A 14,837-nucleotide genomic window follows, 5' to 3' on the forward strand; every position below is an offset into this window, starting at 1 on the left:
GCACGTCCACAGGTAACGCCGGAAAGCCCGGCGGGCAGAGTACGCAAACCGGGATCGGCGTCGACAGCGCCGATTCCGAAGACGGGAGAGTAGTCGCTATGAAGATCGCATTCATCGGCCTTGGCAACATGGGCGGCGGCATGGCCGCGAACCTGGTCAAGGCAGGCCACGAGGTCCACGCCTTCGACTTGTCGCAAGAGGCGCTCGCCCGCGCCAGGGAAGCAGGCTGCGAGCCCTTCACCGCGGTTCCCGATGCGGTCGCAGGCGTCGACGCGGTCGTCACCATGCTGCCCAACGGCGGCATCGTGAAGGCGGTCTACACCGCCGACGTGATCGGCAAGGCGCCCGAGGGTGCGCTCTTCCTCGACTGCTCGACCATCGACCTCGCCACCGCGCGCGAAGTCACCGAGCTGGCGCGCGGCGCGGGCTACGAGATGGTCGATGCCCCGGTCTCGGGTGGTATCGCGGCGGCCAACGGCGGCACGCTGACCTTCATGGTCGGCGGCTCGGACGAGGCTTTCGCGCGTGCTGGCGCGGTGCTCGAACCGATGGCCAAGGCGGTGATCCACGCCGGCGAGAGCGGGGCGGGGCAGGTTGCCAAGATGTGCAACAACATGCTGCTCGCGATCCACATGATCGGCACCTGCGAGGCGCTCAAGCTCGCCGAGAAGGCCGGGCTCGATCCGCAGACCTTCTACGACATCTCGTCCAAGTCGACCGGCTACTGCTGGTCGCTCAACGACTACACCCCGATGGCGGGCGTGGGCGCGGCGAGCCCCGCCGACAACGACTACGCGGGCGGCTTCGCGGCCGGCCTGATGCTCAAGGACCTGCGCCTCGCCATGGACGGCGCGGCAACCGCCGGGGCCAAGGTGCCGATGGGCGAACACGCCAAGGCGATCTACGAGGCCTTCGTCGAGGCCGGCGGCGCAGGCAAGGACTTCGGCGCGATCCTCACCACGCTCGATTGACCGGGGAGGGGCGAGGCAAGGCTTCGCCCCTTTTGAAATTGTGCGAGGTTAATGGTTTAGCGGCGAAATCTGGGATTGTTGTGAGCATGGGGTGAGCCGATCACTCGGACCTTCTCGCCGCTGGAAGAACGAGGGGCATGATTCAAATGGTAGCCTCGAAGCCCGCTTTGCGCCCATTGTCGCCGTCCAACACCTCAGTTCCATGAGTTTGAGGCGGTCACTGACGTGATTGTCAGGTTTTGCATGGGCCTACATACTATTAATTCCCTTCGTCATTCCCGCGAAGGCGGGAATCCAGTAGCGTTACTGCAATGAGGGAAACGTTCGCGCCTGCGGTCTATATCCTCGCCTCGACGCGCAATGGAACGTTATACATTGGTGCTACCTCGAACCTGATCCAGCGCATCGCCCAGCACCGCCGCGATCATTTCGACGGTTTCAGCGCCCGCTACGAGACCAAGCTCTTGGCGTGGTTCGAAATGCACGCGACGATGGAGCATGCAATCCAGCGAGAGAAGCGGCTCAAGAAGTGGAACCGGGGTTGGAAGCTGAGGCTGATCGAGGAAAGAAACCCGCAGTGACGCGATCTCGCTACCGATCTTGGGTTCGAAGCGCAGTGCCAGCTGGATTCCCGCCTTCGCGGGAATGATGAATTGTAATTTCGGAGGATAATTGCCTTTTTTCGGGCAATTCGGATCCTCGCATTTGATTGGCAGCAAGCGATGGCACGGTGCCCTTTGCCAGACATTCCGCTACCAGCCCAAAGCCAACATTCACCGGGAATGTAATCAGCCACAGAACCACCTGCCACAAATGCTTCGTTCGAAGCCTGCGCGGGCGATCTCGCTCCGCTTAATATCCTATCTTAAAAATAATCTTATCATAAAAATTATCATTATTGAAAAAATGCTGGACACGATAGTCGTTAGTGTCAAAAAGATAATAATATCACTAAGGCTGTGCAATATTCCGGAAGAAGTGGATATTGCAATAAATGCCGTCATCGAAAATAAAAATATTTGATAAAATTTTATTTTCTGCAAATCTAATTTCGTCATAATTAAATTCTGTTCCTGAGGCGGTATTTGTATTTGAAGGGGGCTGTCGGCGCAGGCCTTCAGGTTCAGCTTGCAGGCGCAGATTGGGTGGCGACCGTCTACCCTTGGCTCCAAACCCGACCCACACCGGCAACGCAGCCGCCCCTTGCGCCCTAGCCATCGCGCTGTCGTGCCGCGCGTCGGCGGGCCAGTTCGAAGGCGGGTAGTTTCATCCCCTTGGTGCGCCCGGTGAGGTGCCAGGCGCGGCACAGATCGCAGCGGTAGGGGCGCAAGGGGAAGGGCGCGCGCTGCGCAACGGCGAGGGCCGCTTCCTCGCTGGCGTAGCGCTGCTTGCGCGCGCAGGTGCCGGGATCGGTGCGCATCGCTCGCCTCGGCCTCCCGCGCGCCCTGTCGCTCAGGCCAGCAGCGCGGGGCCGAGCAGCGTGAGCAGCTTGACGTCGATCGCAAAGCCGCGCTGGCGGAAATCGGCGATGGCTTCGCCGATCGTGGCGAGCGGCACGCGGTGGACGGTGATGTTCTCGCCGTCGACGCCGCCGCCTTCGCCGACCTTGACGAGGTCGGTGGCGCGAAACAGCGTGAAGCTTTCGCTCACCATGCCGGGCGAGGAATAGAACTCGCCGACGGTCTCCATCACCCCGGCGCGGTAGCCGGTCTCTTCCTCGAGCTCGCGCGCGGCGGCGATCTTGGGGTCTTCGCCGCGGCTGTGCTCCTCGTCGCCGACGAGGCCCGCAGGCGGCTCGATGCAGCGTCGGCCGAGCGAGACGCGGTACTGTTCGACGAGGATCACGTGGTCGCCGTCATCGCCATCGGAGTCGATCGCGAGGATCACCGCCGCGCCGATGCCCTTGGCGCGGCTCACGTATTCCCAGCGGCCCCGGGTGAGGGCGGTGATGTAGTCGCCCTGCCATCGGACCTGTTCGGGGGCCTCGGCGTCGGGGGGTAGGCTCATACTTCGATCATCCTGTCTGGCAGTTCGTTGATTTCGTCGTCGGCGCGCGGGAAGTGCGGGGCGACGATCGCCCCGACCTTGAGAACCGCGGCGCACATGCCTTCGGCGACACGGCCCTCGCGCACGTGGCCGAGCAGCGCGGCCATGGCATCGCCCCAGACCTCGGGATCGACCCGCGTCGCGATCGCCTGGTCGGCGACGATTTCGGCGCGGTGCTCGCGCATCGAGAGGTAGATCAGTACGCCGGTGCGGCCCACCGTGCGCTGCTCCGCGCCGATGCGGAAGGCGCGGCGGGCGCGTTCGTGGACGCGCGCGGTCTTTACCGCGCCCGGGATCAGCGCGAAGCGCAAGGGCTGCCACAGCTGCGCGAGATAGACGCCCATGAACTTGAGCGCGGCCAGCCCGCCCGCAAGCGCGATGATCGCGCGCGGCGTCCATTCGTGGCCCCAGTCGGCGAGCAGGCTGTCGTAGAGCCCCATGTAGAAATCGGGAAAGGCCGCCATGGCGCACAGGACCAGCAGCGAGGCCGCCGCCGACCAGGTGAGGGCGACGTCGGTATAGCCGTCCGAGCGGTCGGCGAGGATCGTCACGATCTCGCCAGCGCTTTGCAGTTCGGCCTGCGCGACCGCTTCGCTGATGCGCTCGTGATCGGCGGCCGAGAGATAGGTGGGTGGGTTTGCCATCGCTGCTCGCTCCTACCAGCTGCCGCTCGCGCCGCCGCCGCCGAAGCTGCCGCCGCCGCCGCCAAAGCCGCCCCCGCCGAAGCCGCCGCCGCCGCCGAAGCCACCGCCGCCGCCCCAGTGGTCGTCGTCGTCGCCAAAACCGCCGGGCAGCCAGATGATCGGGCCCATGCCGCTGCGCCGCCGCCGCCCGCCGCCGCGCGCCTCGTTGATCATCGGCATGACCACGAAGAACACCACGACGAGGATGATGACAACGCCGCCCAGCGGGAAACCGCCGCCCTCGCGAGAACGGCTCTCGGCCTGCGCGACGACCTTCTGCGCTTCCTCGGGCGGGAGCGTGAGCAGCTTGACGATGGCGTTCGTGCCGGCCTCGATGCCGCCCGCGTAGTCGTCCTGCTTGAAGTGCGGGACGATGTCGTTGCGGATGATGAGGCCGCTCATCGCGTCGGTGAGCAGGGGCTCGAGGCCGTAGCCCGCCTCGATGCGCACCTTGCGTTCATTGGGGGCTACGATGAGCAGCGCGCCGTCGTTGCGCTCCTTGTCGCCGATGCCCCAGGCGCGTCCGAGCTGGTAGCCGTAGTCGGAAATCTCGTAGCCCTGCAGGCTGGGCAGGGTCACCACCACCAGCTGGCGGCGCGACTGCTGCTCCAGCGCTGCGAGCTTTTGCGTAAGCCGCGCTTCCTCGGCCTCGGGGATGATGTTGGCACCATCCACGACGCGTCCGGTGAGCTTGGGAAACTGCTGCGCCATCGCGCCCGTGGGCGCGACGAGCGCGCAGATCGCCAGCAATGCGCTCAGGAAGGCAGCACGCAGGTGTCTCACCGGATCAGATCTTGCCTTCGAGCGAAGGTGCGACTTCTGCGTTCGGGGTGGTCGCCTTGTAGGGGACCAGCGGGTCCGCGCCGCGCAGCTTGGCACCGATCATCGAGGGGAAGGTGCGCACCTCGGTGTTGTAGTCCTGAACCGCGGCGTTGTAGTCGCGGATGGTGATGCGGATGCGGTTTTCCTGACCCTCGAGCTGGTTCTGCAGCATCCGGTAGTTCTCGTTGGACTTGATGTCGGGATAGGCCTCGAAGCTGGCGAGCAGGCGGCCGAGACCGGCGCTCAACTGGCCCTGGGCCTGCGAGAACTGCTCCATCTTGGCGGGGTCCTGCAGGTCGTCGCCCGAGATCTGGATCGAGGTCGCCTTGGCGCGGGCCTCGACGACGCCGGTCAGGATTTCCTTTTCCTGCTGGGCCGCGCCCTTGGCGACCGCCGCGAGGTTGGGCACGAGGTTGGCGCGCTCCTGGAAGGCGGCCTCTACGTCGGCCCACTTGGCCTTGGCGGCTTCCTGCTTGGTCGGCACCGAGTTGAAACCACAGGCCGCCAGCGACATCGCGGCAAGCATCACGAATACCATGCGTCCCTTACGGACGGTGTTCGAAACGGTCATGGGCTGACGATCCTCCTAAGCGTCCGGGCGCACCACGGGGGGTGGGTGGCCTCGGGACTTGTCCACTCATACGCATAGATAGCAATGGCCCCTTGGCGATCAACCGAAAGCGGACCTGTCAGTGTCCCATTTCTTCGCAGGCGCAAAAAATCGGCTGACGCGAGCGATTTGAGTGTGCAAGGGTTCTGCCCGGTTAACTATCTGTAGGGGCTCCGATGACTCTGTTCGACGAATTCAAGAAATTCATTGCCCGCGGCAACGTGCTCGACCTTGCCGTTGGTGTGATGATCGGCGCCGCTTTCGGCAAGATCGTCACCGCGCTCAACGAGAACGTGCTGATGCCGATCATCGGCTGGATGATCGGCGATCTCGACTTCACCAAGTACTTCATCCTGCTCGGCACGATCCCTGCGGACTACACCGGCAGCCCGACCGACTACACCGCGCTCAAGGCCGCGGGCGTGGCGATGATCGGCTACGGCATGTTCATCACCCAGATCATCAACTTCCTGATCATCGCGGCGGTGCTGTTCATGGTCGTGCGCACGATCAACAAGGTGATCGACGAGATGGAAGAGAAGAAGAAGCAGGCCGAGGCGACGGCGGAGACCCCGGCGGTCCCGACCGATCCGCAGCTCGACACGCTGCGCGAAATCCTCGCCGAGATGCGCAAGACCCCGCAGGGATGAGCCTGCTCGGCAGGAATGCGCGCATAGCGTCCCTCGCGAAACGGCGCCGAACGGCATTTTCGCGAGGGGCTGTGCATCTGCTCACTTCACATTAATCGCGAAGCCCCTATATGGGTCCGTGCCGGCTTTAGTCGGCTATGATGATAAATTGCCTCGTGCAATAGACGCAGCGGACCCGGGGGCGGTACCCGGCGGCTCCACCACTACCCGTCCGGCTCAGGCCGGGCACCCTGATGTCGCAGGGCCTGCTTGGCAGGGGTAATGACGGGGCCGAACTAGGATCGACGTGTGTTGAAAAGCGATGTTTTCATCCGGGCTGAGTAACCCGTTCAAGGCTCAAAACTCATAAGTGCCAACGACAACGACGCACTTGCTCTCGCTGCGTAATTCTAGGGCCTAACGGCCTGAAGTTACAAAGTTAGAACGCGGTTGGACCCACCGGTCAACAGAAGCGGATTCCAGGGGTTCGGGGTGTACCTGTCAACAGAAACACCCCACTTCCACCAGACTTGAGACGTGTTAGCCGGCTGGCTTGCAGGTGCGGGCGAGAACGTCCTTGCGCCGCCGGCATTTCGGACGGTTCACGGTTGCGGTTAACTCGGGGCTAGGGGAGATCCCTCAGGCGGCCTTGCTGTGCGGGGCCGGGGCCGGTTCGCCGCCGTCGCGTTTCGCTTCGACACCGATGCCGAGGCGCTGTGCCTTCTCGTACTTGATGCAGTCGAGGATCTTGGCGCCCGCCATGAACACCGAGCCTGTGCAGGCGAGGAACAGCAGCTTGCCGCCGAAGCCGGGGAACTGCTCGATATAGACGCTGCCACGCTCGACCGCCCCGAGCGCGAGGGCATAGATGATCATGTACGCTTCCCAGTGCGTCTTGATCACGAACAGGCGGGCGATCTTTCCGAGCATGGTTATCCTCTTGCGATGTCCCTCAGGCTTGAGCTGCCTCAGATTTAGCAACTTCCGTGCCAAGCGAGGGTTCCCGCCGAGTCCGGTAGCTAACTGTTGCCCGACTGTAAGCTATCCCGACTGTGGTCGAAAGACCGTCGCACAGGCAGTCCGTCCGGATCCGGAGCATTCCCGTGCGCGTTGGCATCTTGCCAAATCGGTGCCCGTCGGGCATAGGGGCCGCCTAGTCCTCCCCAGGCACGAATTTGGAACTTTCCAGGCATGGCCGCGCAAACTGGCGCGTCTTCCATGTCCAGTGCTGTGAGGATGTATGAATTACCAAGACGATCGCTGTGACCGCATCGAACGCGCCGGCCTGAAGGTCGAGGCGGGGCTTGCCGCATTCATCGAGGAGCAGGTCCTGCCCCCGATCGGGCAGGACGCCGAGAGCTTCTGGAGCGGTTTCGCGAAGATCGTGGCCGAATACGCGCCGCGCAACCGCGCGTTGCTCGACAAGCGCGACGCGCTTCAGGCGCGCATCGACGAGTGGCATCTGGCCCGCGCGGGCAAGCCGCTCGATCAGGGCGCGTATCAGGATTTCCTGCGCGAGATTGGCTATCTCGTGCCCGAGCCGGCCCCCTTCGCGGTCGAGACCGGGAACGTCGATCCCGAGATCGCGACCATGGCGGGCCCCCAGCTGGTCGTCCCGGTCCTCAATGCGCGCTTCCTGCTCAACGCCGCCAATGCGCGCTGGGGCAGCCTCTACGATGCATGGTACGGCACCGATGCGCTCGACGCGGCCCCGGCGAAGGCAGGCGGCTACGATGCGGCGCGCGGCGCTGCAGTGATCGCGGCCGGGCGCGCCTTCCTCGACGAGGCGTTGCCGCTGGCCTCGGGCTCCTGGGCCGATCTCGACGATCCCGAGGCGATCGAGCTCGCCGACCCGGCGCAGGCTCTGGGCGAGACCGAAAAGGGCCTGATGTTCACCCGCAACGGGCTGATGATCGAGGTCTGCTTCGATCCTTCCAGCCAGGTCGGCAGCTCGGACCGGATGGGGATGAGCGACATCGTCCTCGAGGCCGCGCTGACCACCATCGTCGATCTGGAAGATTCGGTCGCCGCCGTCGATGCACAGGACAAGACGCTCGCCTATGCCAACTGGCTCGGCGTCATTCGCGGCGATCTTGCCGACACCTTCGAGAAGGGCGGGCGCACCCAGACCCGCGAACTCGCGCCCGACAAGCGCCTGCTGACGAAGGATGGCGAGGCGCGCGCGCTCTCGGGCCGTTCGCTGCTCTTCGTGCGCAATGTCGGCCATCTGATGACCAACCCGGCGATCCTGCTTCCCGACGGCTCGGAAATTCCCGAGGGGATCATGGATGCGATCGTCACCAGCGCGATCTCCACGCAGGACGTGCGCGGGCTGACGAAGTACGGCAACAGTGCCAGGGGCTCGATCTACATCGTCAAGCCCAAGATGCACGGGCCCGAGGAATGCGCCTTCACCAACGACCTGTTCGATGCCGTCGAGGACCTGCTGGGCCTCGCGCGTCACACGATCAAGGTCGGGGTCATGGACGAGGAGCGCCGCACTTCGGCGAACCTTGCCGCCTGCATCGCGGCGGTGCGGCAGCGCGTCGTCTTCATCAACACCGGCTTCCTCGACCGTACCGGCGACGAGATTCACACCTCGATGCGTGCCGGGCCGATGATCCGCAAGAACGAGATCAAGAACTCGACCTGGATCGCCGCCTACGAGAAGCGCAACGTCGCCATCGGGCTTGCCTGCGGGCTCTCGGGCGTGGCGCAGATCGGCAAGGGCATGTGGGCCGCGCCCGATCGCATGGCCGATATGATGGCGCAGAAGATCGGCCATCCGCGCACCGGGGCGAACACCGCCTGGGTTCCCTCGCCGACCGCCGCGACGCTGCACGCAATGCACTACCACCAGGTCGACGTCTTCGCCCTGCGCGAGGAGATCGCGGCCCAGCCGATCCCGCCGCTCGACGACCTGCTGCAGGTGCCGCTCGCGCAAGGGATCAACTGGTCCGAGGAAGAGGTCCGCGAGGAACTCGACAACAACGCGCAAGGCCTGCTCGGCTACGTCGTGCGCTGGATCGACCAGGGTGTCGGTTGCTCCAAGGTCCCCGACATCAACGACGTCGGGTTGATGGAAGACCGCGCGACGCTGCGTATCTCGAGCCAGCACATGGCCAACTGGCTGCTGCATGGCGTGTGCAGCGAGGCGCAGGTCATGGATTCGCTCAAGCGCATGGCCGAAAAGGTCGATGCGCAGAACGCCGGGGACCCGACCTACGAGCCGATGGCCGGCAACTGGGAACGCAGCCTCGCCTTCAAGGCGGCCTGCGACCTCGTGTTCAAGGGCGCCATGCAGCCCAGCGGCTATACCGAGCCGCTGCTCCACGCCTGGCGCCGTCGCAAGAAGGCGCAAGACTGCGTCCCGGCCTGAGGAGAGCAGGGCGCGGCAAGCCAGCCGCGCCTGACCGCTTTGCCAGCGCCCACACTCGATGTACCTTGCCATCGCCCACCGCATGTGGAGGGCGATGACAGGGGACGACGACATGGCGGGCATCGCACGACACACGATCACGAAACGCATGCTGGCCCTCGCGGCCGGCACGGCGCTGCCGCTGGGCGCGCTGGTCCTCGCCGGGTTCGACGAGGAACCGGCACGCGCCGCGACTGCCCCTGCGCTGACGCAGCCGCGCGAGGAAGCGCTCGTCGGTATCGTCGCCGAACGCCTCGCCGAGGGTGTCGCGCTGCCCACCTTCAAGGCGGATGCAGCCTGGCCGAGCCTGCCCGACGACATGATCCTGGGGCAGGTGCCCGGCGTCACGGTCGATGCGAGCGATACCGTGTGGATCGTCCAGAGGCCCAATTCGCTCGACCAGCACGAGGCAGGGCTGGCGCAGGAACCGGCCTCGACCCTGAGCTGCTGCCGCCCGGCACCGCACGTGATGAATTTCTCCGCCGAGGGTGCCCTGCTGCGCGCCTGGGGCGGGCCCGAACTCGCACCCGACATCGCGGGCGAGAACCAGTGGCCGACCAACATCCACGGCATCTTCGCCGCTGCGGACGGCACGATCTGGGTTGGCGGTGCGGGCAAGGGCGACCACGTCGTCGTCAACCTCACCGCCGATGGCAAGTACCTGCGCCAGTTCGGCAAGCGCGGCGCGACCACGGGCAACGCCTCGCGCGATACGCTGGGCAACCCCTCCGACATCTACGCGAGCGGCGACAGCGTGCTGGTCTCGGACGGCTACATCAACAAGCGCGTGGTCCAGTTAGATGCGGATGACCTCTCGCTGCGCCGCCTGTGGGGCGCCTATGGCAAGGCCCCGGGCTCGGGTGAGCGCGCGCAGCCTTTCGACCAGAGCCAGGCCTCGAGCAACCGCGACGGCGGCGCCGACCCGGCCTCGGGCGAGTTCGGCGACATCGTCCATTGCGTCGAACGCGATGGCGAAGGACTGATCTACGTCTGCGACCGGCGCAACAACCGCATCCAGGTCTTCCGCGAGAAAGGCGCCAAGGATGGCAGCCTCGAATTCGTGCGCGACATCGTGATCGCGCCCGGCACCGGCGGCCTGCGCTCGGCTTCCGACGTCGCCTTCTCGCCCGATGGGCGGTTCCTCTACGTCGCCGACATGGCCAACGCCAAGATCTGGATTCTACTGCGCGAAAGTGCGCAGGTGGTGGGCAGCATCGGGCGCGTGGGCCGCTATCCCGGCCAGTTCTTCTGGCTCCACTCGGTCGCGACCGACAGCAAGGGCAACCTCTATACCAGCGAAGTCGGCACTGGACGGCGTGTGCAGAAGCTCGTTTTTTCGGGTCTGGACAGTCGATGAAAGAACGATTGTCTATAATCAAAATATAGGTAATTAACTGTACTTGGGTGCAGGCTGTGCGAATTGGGCTTTTGTGAAGAAACTTTCACCTGAATCGCGGATTGCGGTGGTCGGTTTTCAAGCGTCCTTCAACGATGGCTAATAATCACGAACGCATCGCCAAGCTTGCGGTGTTGATCGATGCCGACAATGCGTCGCCTCAGATCGTAGCTGGCCTGTTCGATGAGCTGGCTTCAATTGGTGAGGCGAGCGTACGGCGCATCTATGGCGATTTCTCGGGAACCAGGCTCCGCGGCTGGTCCGAGATAATGGCGTCGCGCGCAATCATTCCCCAGCAGAACTTCGCGAACACGACGGGCAAGAACGCTTCTGATATTGCGCTGGTCATCGACGCTATGGACCTGCTGCATACCGGACGGTTCGACGCGTTCTGCATCGTTTCATCGGATGGCGATTTCACTCGGCTTGCCGCACGTATTCGCGAGCAGGGAGCGGATGTCTACGGGTTCGGTGAGCGCAAGACTCCGGAAAGTTTCCGAAAGGCCTGTAAGCGCTTCGTATATACAGACAATCTCATGAAGTCGCAGCCAGCGAAGGCTGCCGAGCCCAGCAAAGTACAAAGTGAGAATTCGGGCGAGCCAAGGTCGCCCAAGCAATTGCCGTCCGATGCAGTGCCACTGATCCGCTCGGCTTTGGGGCAACTCGAAGATCTGGATGGCTGGTATTTTCTCGGAGCGGTCGGAACGAGGCTTGCGGTATTGATGCCAGACTTCAATTCGCGAACCTACGGCTGTGCCAAGCTTCTCACATTGTTGGAGAAGTCAGATGCGTTCGAGATCAGGCGAGAAAATCTCAAGGTTTATGTGAAACCGCGTCGTAAGGTTGCTTCGAAAGCCGCGTAAGCTCAGCCCAGCGCCTTGGCGATGGCCACGAATTCGGCGACGCTCAGCGTCTCGGCGCGGCGCTGCGGGTCGATGCCGAGCGCATCGAGCGCGTCGAGCGCGCCGGGCATGCCCTTGAGGCTCTGGCGCAGCATCTTGCGGCGCTGGCCGAAGGCGGCCTCGGTCACGCGTTCGAGCACGCGCATCGAGACACCCTCGGGCGCCTCGCCGGGCACGACGTGGACGATGGCCGACATCACCTTGGGCGGCGGGGTGAAGGCGCTGCGGTGCACCTTCATCGCGAGCTTTGCCTTGCTGCGCCACTGCGCGAGCACGGCGAGGCGCCCATAAGCGGAAGTATTGGGCTCGGCGACGATGCGGCGGGCCACTTCCTCCTGGAACATCAGCGTCAGCGAGGCCCACTGCGGCGGCCATGTCTCGCCCGAGAGCCAGCCGGTGAACAGCGCGGTACCCACGTTGTAGGGCAGGTTGGCGACGATGTGGTAGGGCCCTTCGAACAGGCTCGCGGGCGCGATCTTCATCGCGTCGCCCTCGATCACCTTGAGCTTTCCGGGGAAGGCCTCTTCCAGCTCGGCGAGCGCGGGCAGGCAGCGCCGGTCCATCTCGATCGCGGTGACCTGGGCACCGGCGCGCAGCAGCGCGCGGGTGAGCCCGCCGGGGCCGGGGCCGACCTCGAGCACCTGCTGGCCGTCGAGCGCGCCGGGAATCGCGGCGATCCGGTCGAGCAACTGTGCATCGAACAGGAAGTTCTGGCCGAGCGCCTTGCTGGCCGAGAGGCCGTGGCGCGCGATCACTTCGCGAAGGGGGGGCAGGTCGGTCATGCAGGCACGCTCATCGCGCGCCTTTGCGCACATTCGCCCGCCATGCGCAATGCCGCGATCATCGCGCCCGCACTGGCAAGGCCCTTGCCGGCGATGGCGAAGGCGGTGCCGTGGTCGGGCGAGGTGCGCACGATCGGCAGGCCGAGCGTGACGTTGACGCCCTGATCGAAGTCGAGCGTCTTGATCGGGATGAGCGCCTGATCGTGGTACATGCACAAGGCGACGTCGAACTTTGTGCGCTCGTGCGCGGCGAAGAGGGCATCGGCGGGGTGCGGCCCGGTGACGGCGAGGCCCTGCGCCGCGAGCCTGGCAATGGCGGGCGCGATCACGTCGCGGTCCTCGCTTCCCATGCGTCCGTCCTCGCCCGAGTGCGGGTTGAGACCGGTGATCGCGATGCGCGCCTCGGGCAGGCCGAAATCGCGGGCGAGGGCGCGCGCGATGACGTGGGCCTTGTGTTCGATCAGCGCGCCGGTGACGAGGCCCGGCACGACCGCGAGCGGTTCGTGGACGGTCAGCGGCACGGTGCGCAGCGAAGGCCCTGCGAGCATCATCACCGCGTCATCGTGGGCAAGCTCGCATGCATCGGCGAGGAACTCGGTCTGCCCGGGCTGGGTGAAGCCGACTTCGGCAAGGCGCGCCTTGGCGATGGGGCCGGTGACGACCGCGCCGGCCTCGCCCGAAAGCGCAAGGCGGGTGGCGCGGGTCAGCGAATGCAGCGCAAGCCGTGCGCCTTGCGCGTCGGGCTCGCCGAAGGTCTGCGTGCAGTCTTCCTCGCCGAGCACCGGCAGGGCGCTGGCAAAGGCCTCGCGGGCCTCGGCGGGACTGGAAATCTGGACAACCGGCAGTTCGATCCCGCGCGAGGCGGCGGCGCGTACCAGCACGCCTGCACCGCCGACCGCGAAGAACGGAGCGAGCGCATGGGCCTCGCGTTCGGCCCAGGCCTGCGCGATGACTTCGGGCGCGATTCCCGCCGGATCGCCGATCGAGACGGCCAGCGGGGCTGCGTTCACCGGCAAGGGTGCTGCGCCTTGAGCCTCAGTTGTACTCGATGACGGCATCGCGGCGCAGGTCGCGCAGGTACATCTGCGCGCGCTTGTTGATGCGCTCGTCTTCCATCTGCGCCATCAGCTGGTCGAAGTTGGGACCGTTGTCGGCCTGGGCATCGTCGCGACCGCACAGCATCAGGATGCGCACGCCCTCGTCGAGCGAGCCGAACGGGGGCAGGGTCTCGCCGGGCGAGAGCTGGAGGATCGCGGTCTGGATCTGCGCGGGCAGGTCGCGCGCCTTGACCTGGTCGTTGGTGACGACCTGCGCGCCGACCCCGGCAGCGACCTCGTCGACGTCGCCGCAGCCCCGGGCCGCCGAGATCGCCTTGGCGAAGCTTTCGGCGCGCTCACCGGCCTGCGCTTCGGTGGTGCCGGGCTTGAAGCCGATCGAGATCTGCTTGAGCGCGAGGATCGCGTCACGCGGATCGGCGGTGAGGACCTGGCGCTTGTCGATCAGGTAGAGGATGTCGAAGCCGCCGGGGACCTCGACCGGGCCGACCAGCTGGCCGGGCTGCATCTCGCGTGCGACATTGGCCAGCTCGGTGGGGAGCTGGGCAAGGCGGATCCAGCCAAGATCGCCGCCGACGGCAGCGGTGGTGGCTTCGGAATACTGGCGGGCATAGGCCACGAAGCTGCCGCCTTCGCGGATCTGCTTCACGATCTGCGAGGCGTTGTTGTAGACCTGCTGGCGCGCGTCGGGGGCGGCCGAGAGGTAGATTTCGCCGATGCGGTATTCCTCGGTGCCCTTCGAGGCCTTGAGGCGGTCGATGGTCTCCTTCACCTCGTCTTCCGAGACGTTGATGAAGGGCGCGACGTTGCGCTGGAGCAGGCGCTGCCAGGCCAGTTCGCCGTGGATCTGGCGCTTGAGCGATTCAGGAGAAGAGCCGACCCGCTTGAGGTAGGCATCCATCGCCGAGAGATCCTGCTTGAAGTTCTGCGAGGCGACGCGGTTGTAGGACTGGTCGATCTCGGCCTGCGAGACCTCGACCTCGTTGGCCTTGGCTTCCTGGATTTCGAGCGTCTCGTCGATGAGGTTGCGCAGGACCTGCAGGCGCAGGCGCTTCATTTCCTCCTCGGAGACCTCGTTCTGGTTGGCCGCCAGGATAAGCGCGAGGCGCTGGTCGACGTCGGTGCCGGTGATCACGTCACCGTTCACGACAGCGGTCGCCTTGCGCACGTTGGGATTGTCGTTGCCGAAGATCTTGACGTCGTCGGGGATCACGATCGCGCCCTGCGGTGCGGACTGGGCGAGGGCCGGAGTTGCGGCAATGGCGGCACCGATGATCGCGAGGGGCGCAATGGCCGCCTTGCCCATGAGGGCCGAAATCGTGCGCTTCATGTTCTTGCTGCGAATGACTGCTTGCACCTTGTCACTAATCCCGTTGTCGACCGGCCGGGGCCGGCACCCACCGCGCGGGTGGTTTGTCCTGTGGCCGCACAGCGATACCCGCCTTGTGGGCACCTTGCTCTTGCAGCGGCGCGGCTTAACCGAAAATGAGCACACCCGATAGCGGCTTTGTTCCGCACTGCCA

16 protein-coding genes and 1 other RNA gene are annotated in these 14,837 nt (G+C 65.1%); 7 read left to right on the top strand and 10 right to left on the bottom strand.

The window, feature by feature from the left end:
• Positions 1-98 precede the first annotated feature (98 nt).
• A complete protein-coding gene (gene mmsB, locus I5E68_RS06625) occupies positions 99-971 on the top strand; it encodes a 3-hydroxyisobutyrate dehydrogenase (RefSeq protein WP_197162276.1) in 873 nt (290 codons plus the stop codon).
• 311 nt (positions 972-1,282) lie between these two features.
• Complete coding sequence (locus I5E68_RS06630; RefSeq protein ID WP_197162277.1) at positions 1,283-1,552, top strand: GIY-YIG nuclease family protein; 270 nt, start codon at positions 1,283-1,285, stop codon at positions 1,550-1,552.
• Positions 1,553-1,922: 370 nt separating this feature from the next.
• Here I5E68_RS06630 and I5E68_RS06635 read toward each other — a convergent pair whose 3' ends face one another.
• From I5E68_RS06635 to I5E68_RS06660, 6 genes are read right to left on the bottom strand one after another with little or no spacing between them, the layout of a single operon-like run.
• Positions 1,923-2,189: a hypothetical protein gene (locus I5E68_RS06635; protein WP_197162278.1), complete on the bottom strand. Its 267-nt coding sequence runs from the start codon at positions 2,187-2,189 to the stop codon at positions 1,923-1,925.
• Positions 2,182-2,391: a hypothetical protein gene (locus I5E68_RS06640; protein ID WP_197162279.1), complete on the bottom strand. Its 210-nt coding sequence runs from the start codon at positions 2,389-2,391 to the stop codon at positions 2,182-2,184. Before I5E68_RS06640 ends, I5E68_RS06635 begins: the two co-directional genes overlap by 8 nt.
• A 32-nt stretch (positions 2,392-2,423) precedes the next feature.
• Positions 2,424-2,978, bottom strand: coding sequence for an NUDIX hydrolase (locus tag I5E68_RS06645; RefSeq protein ID WP_197162280.1), 555 nt, complete (start codon positions 2,976-2,978; stop codon positions 2,424-2,426).
• Positions 2,975-3,661, bottom strand: a complete 687-nt coding sequence (locus I5E68_RS06650; protein WP_197162281.1) for a TPM domain-containing protein — start codon at positions 3,659-3,661, stop codon at positions 2,975-2,977. The genes I5E68_RS06645 and I5E68_RS06650 overlap by 4 nt, the downstream gene beginning before the upstream one ends.
• Positions 3,662-3,673: 12 nt before the next feature.
• Positions 3,674-4,483: a TPM domain-containing protein gene (locus I5E68_RS06655; protein ID WP_323982109.1), complete on the bottom strand. Its 810-nt coding sequence runs from the start codon at positions 4,481-4,483 to the stop codon at positions 3,674-3,676.
• Between the two features lie 4 nt (positions 4,484-4,487).
• Positions 4,488-5,093 (bottom strand): LemA family protein, encoded by a 606-nt coding sequence (locus tag I5E68_RS06660; RefSeq protein ID WP_197162282.1) that lies wholly within the window; start codon positions 5,091-5,093, stop codon positions 4,488-4,490.
• A 215-nt stretch (positions 5,094-5,308) separates the two neighbouring features.
• On the opposite strand from I5E68_RS06660, the gene mscL reads away from it, so the two are divergent.
• On the top strand, positions 5,309-5,782 hold the full coding sequence (mscL, locus tag I5E68_RS06665; RefSeq protein ID WP_197162284.1) for a large conductance mechanosensitive channel protein MscL: 474 nt from the start codon (positions 5,309-5,311) through the stop codon (positions 5,780-5,782).
• Between the two features lie 81 nt (positions 5,783-5,863).
• Positions 5,864-6,242, top strand: a transfer-messenger RNA (tmRNA) gene (gene ssrA, locus I5E68_RS06670).
• 158 nt (positions 6,243-6,400) lie between these two features.
• On the opposite strand, the gene I5E68_RS06675 is transcribed toward ssrA, so the two are convergent.
• A complete protein-coding gene (locus I5E68_RS06675; protein WP_228726866.1) occupies positions 6,401-6,691 on the bottom strand; it encodes a hypothetical protein in 291 nt (96 codons plus the stop codon).
• A gap of 310 nt (positions 6,692-7,001) precedes the next feature.
• On the opposite strand from I5E68_RS06675, the gene I5E68_RS06680 reads away from it, so the two are divergent.
• The 3 genes from I5E68_RS06680 to I5E68_RS06690 all read left to right on the top strand — a co-directional run bounded on the left by I5E68_RS06680 (position 7,002) and on the right by I5E68_RS06690 (position 11,438).
• Positions 7,002-9,140, top strand: coding sequence for a malate synthase G (locus I5E68_RS06680; RefSeq protein WP_197162286.1), 2,139 nt, complete (start codon positions 7,002-7,004; stop codon positions 9,138-9,140).
• A gap of 94 nt (positions 9,141-9,234) precedes the next feature.
• On the top strand, positions 9,235-10,536 hold the full coding sequence (locus I5E68_RS06685) for a beta-propeller fold lactonase family protein (protein WP_228726867.1): 1,302 nt from the start codon (positions 9,235-9,237) through the stop codon (positions 10,534-10,536).
• 134 nt (positions 10,537-10,670) lie between these two features.
• A complete protein-coding gene (locus I5E68_RS06690; RefSeq protein ID WP_197162288.1) occupies positions 10,671-11,438 on the top strand; it encodes an NYN domain-containing protein in 768 nt (255 codons plus the stop codon).
• Positions 11,439-11,440: 2 nt separating this feature from the next.
• Here the strand turns inward: I5E68_RS06690 and rsmA are convergent, their stop codons facing one another.
• From rsmA to I5E68_RS06705, 3 genes are read right to left on the bottom strand one after another with little or no spacing between them, the layout of a single operon-like run.
• On the bottom strand, positions 11,441-12,259 hold the full coding sequence (gene rsmA, locus I5E68_RS06695; RefSeq protein ID WP_197162290.1) for a 16S rRNA (adenine(1518)-N(6)/adenine(1519)-N(6))-dimethyltransferase RsmA: 819 nt from the start codon (positions 12,257-12,259) through the stop codon (positions 11,441-11,443).
• Positions 12,256-13,317, bottom strand: a complete 1,062-nt coding sequence (gene pdxA / locus I5E68_RS06700; RefSeq protein ID WP_197162292.1) for a 4-hydroxythreonine-4-phosphate dehydrogenase PdxA — start codon at positions 13,315-13,317, stop codon at positions 12,256-12,258. The genes rsmA and pdxA overlap by 4 nt, the downstream gene beginning before the upstream one ends.
• The gene (locus I5E68_RS06705; protein WP_370463755.1) at positions 13,295-14,620 is read right to left on the bottom strand and encodes a peptidylprolyl isomerase; all 1,326 of its coding nucleotides are present in this window, start codon (positions 14,618-14,620) and stop codon (positions 13,295-13,297) included. Before I5E68_RS06705 ends, pdxA begins: the two co-directional genes overlap by 23 nt.
• Positions 14,621-14,837: the final 217 nt, after the last annotated feature.

Origin of the sequence: Novosphingobium aureum, assembly GCF_015865035.1 — a bacterium.
Taxonomy (GTDB): Bacteria; Pseudomonadota; Alphaproteobacteria; order Sphingomonadales; family Sphingomonadaceae; genus Novosphingobium; species Novosphingobium aureum.

Excerpts from the sequence above, each read along its gene's own strand:
- mmsB (WP_197162276.1), top strand. The coding sequence starts at position 99 with ATGAAGATCGCATTCATCGGCCTTGGCAACATGGGCGGCGGCATGGCC.
- I5E68_RS06630 (WP_197162277.1), top strand. The coding sequence starts at position 1,283 with ATGAGGGAAACGTTCGCGCCTGCGGTCTATATCCTCGCCTCGACGCGC.
- I5E68_RS06635 (WP_197162278.1), bottom strand. The coding sequence starts at position 2,189 with ATGGCTAGGGCGCAAGGGGCGGCTGCGTTGCCGGTGTGGGTCGGGTTT.
- I5E68_RS06640 (WP_197162279.1), bottom strand. The coding sequence starts at position 2,391 with ATGCGCACCGATCCCGGCACCTGCGCGCGCAAGCAGCGCTACGCCAGC.
- I5E68_RS06645 (WP_197162280.1), bottom strand. The coding sequence starts at position 2,978 with ATGAGCCTACCCCCCGACGCCGAGGCCCCCGAACAGGTCCGATGGCAG.
- I5E68_RS06650 (WP_197162281.1), bottom strand. The coding sequence starts at position 3,661 with ATGGCAAACCCACCCACCTATCTCTCGGCCGCCGATCACGAGCGCATC.
- I5E68_RS06660 (WP_197162282.1), bottom strand. The coding sequence starts at position 5,093 with ATGACCGTTTCGAACACCGTCCGTAAGGGACGCATGGTATTCGTGATG.
- mscL (WP_197162284.1), top strand. The coding sequence starts at position 5,309 with ATGACTCTGTTCGACGAATTCAAGAAATTCATTGCCCGCGGCAACGTG.
- I5E68_RS06675 (WP_228726866.1), bottom strand. The coding sequence starts at position 6,691 with ATGCTCGGAAAGATCGCCCGCCTGTTCGTGATCAAGACGCACTGGGAA.
- I5E68_RS06680 (WP_197162286.1), top strand. The coding sequence starts at position 7,002 with ATGAATTACCAAGACGATCGCTGTGACCGCATCGAACGCGCCGGCCTG.
- I5E68_RS06685 (WP_228726867.1), top strand. The coding sequence starts at position 9,235 with ATGACAGGGGACGACGACATGGCGGGCATCGCACGACACACGATCACG.
- I5E68_RS06690 (WP_197162288.1), top strand. The coding sequence starts at position 10,671 with ATGGCTAATAATCACGAACGCATCGCCAAGCTTGCGGTGTTGATCGAT.
- rsmA (WP_197162290.1), bottom strand. The coding sequence starts at position 12,259 with ATGACCGACCTGCCCCCCCTTCGCGAAGTGATCGCGCGCCACGGCCTC.
- pdxA (WP_197162292.1), bottom strand. The coding sequence starts at position 13,317 with ATGCCGTCATCGAGTACAACTGAGGCTCAAGGCGCAGCACCCTTGCCG.
- I5E68_RS06705 (WP_370463755.1), bottom strand. The coding sequence starts at position 14,620 with ATGGGCAAGGCGGCCATTGCGCCCCTCGCGATCATCGGTGCCGCCATT.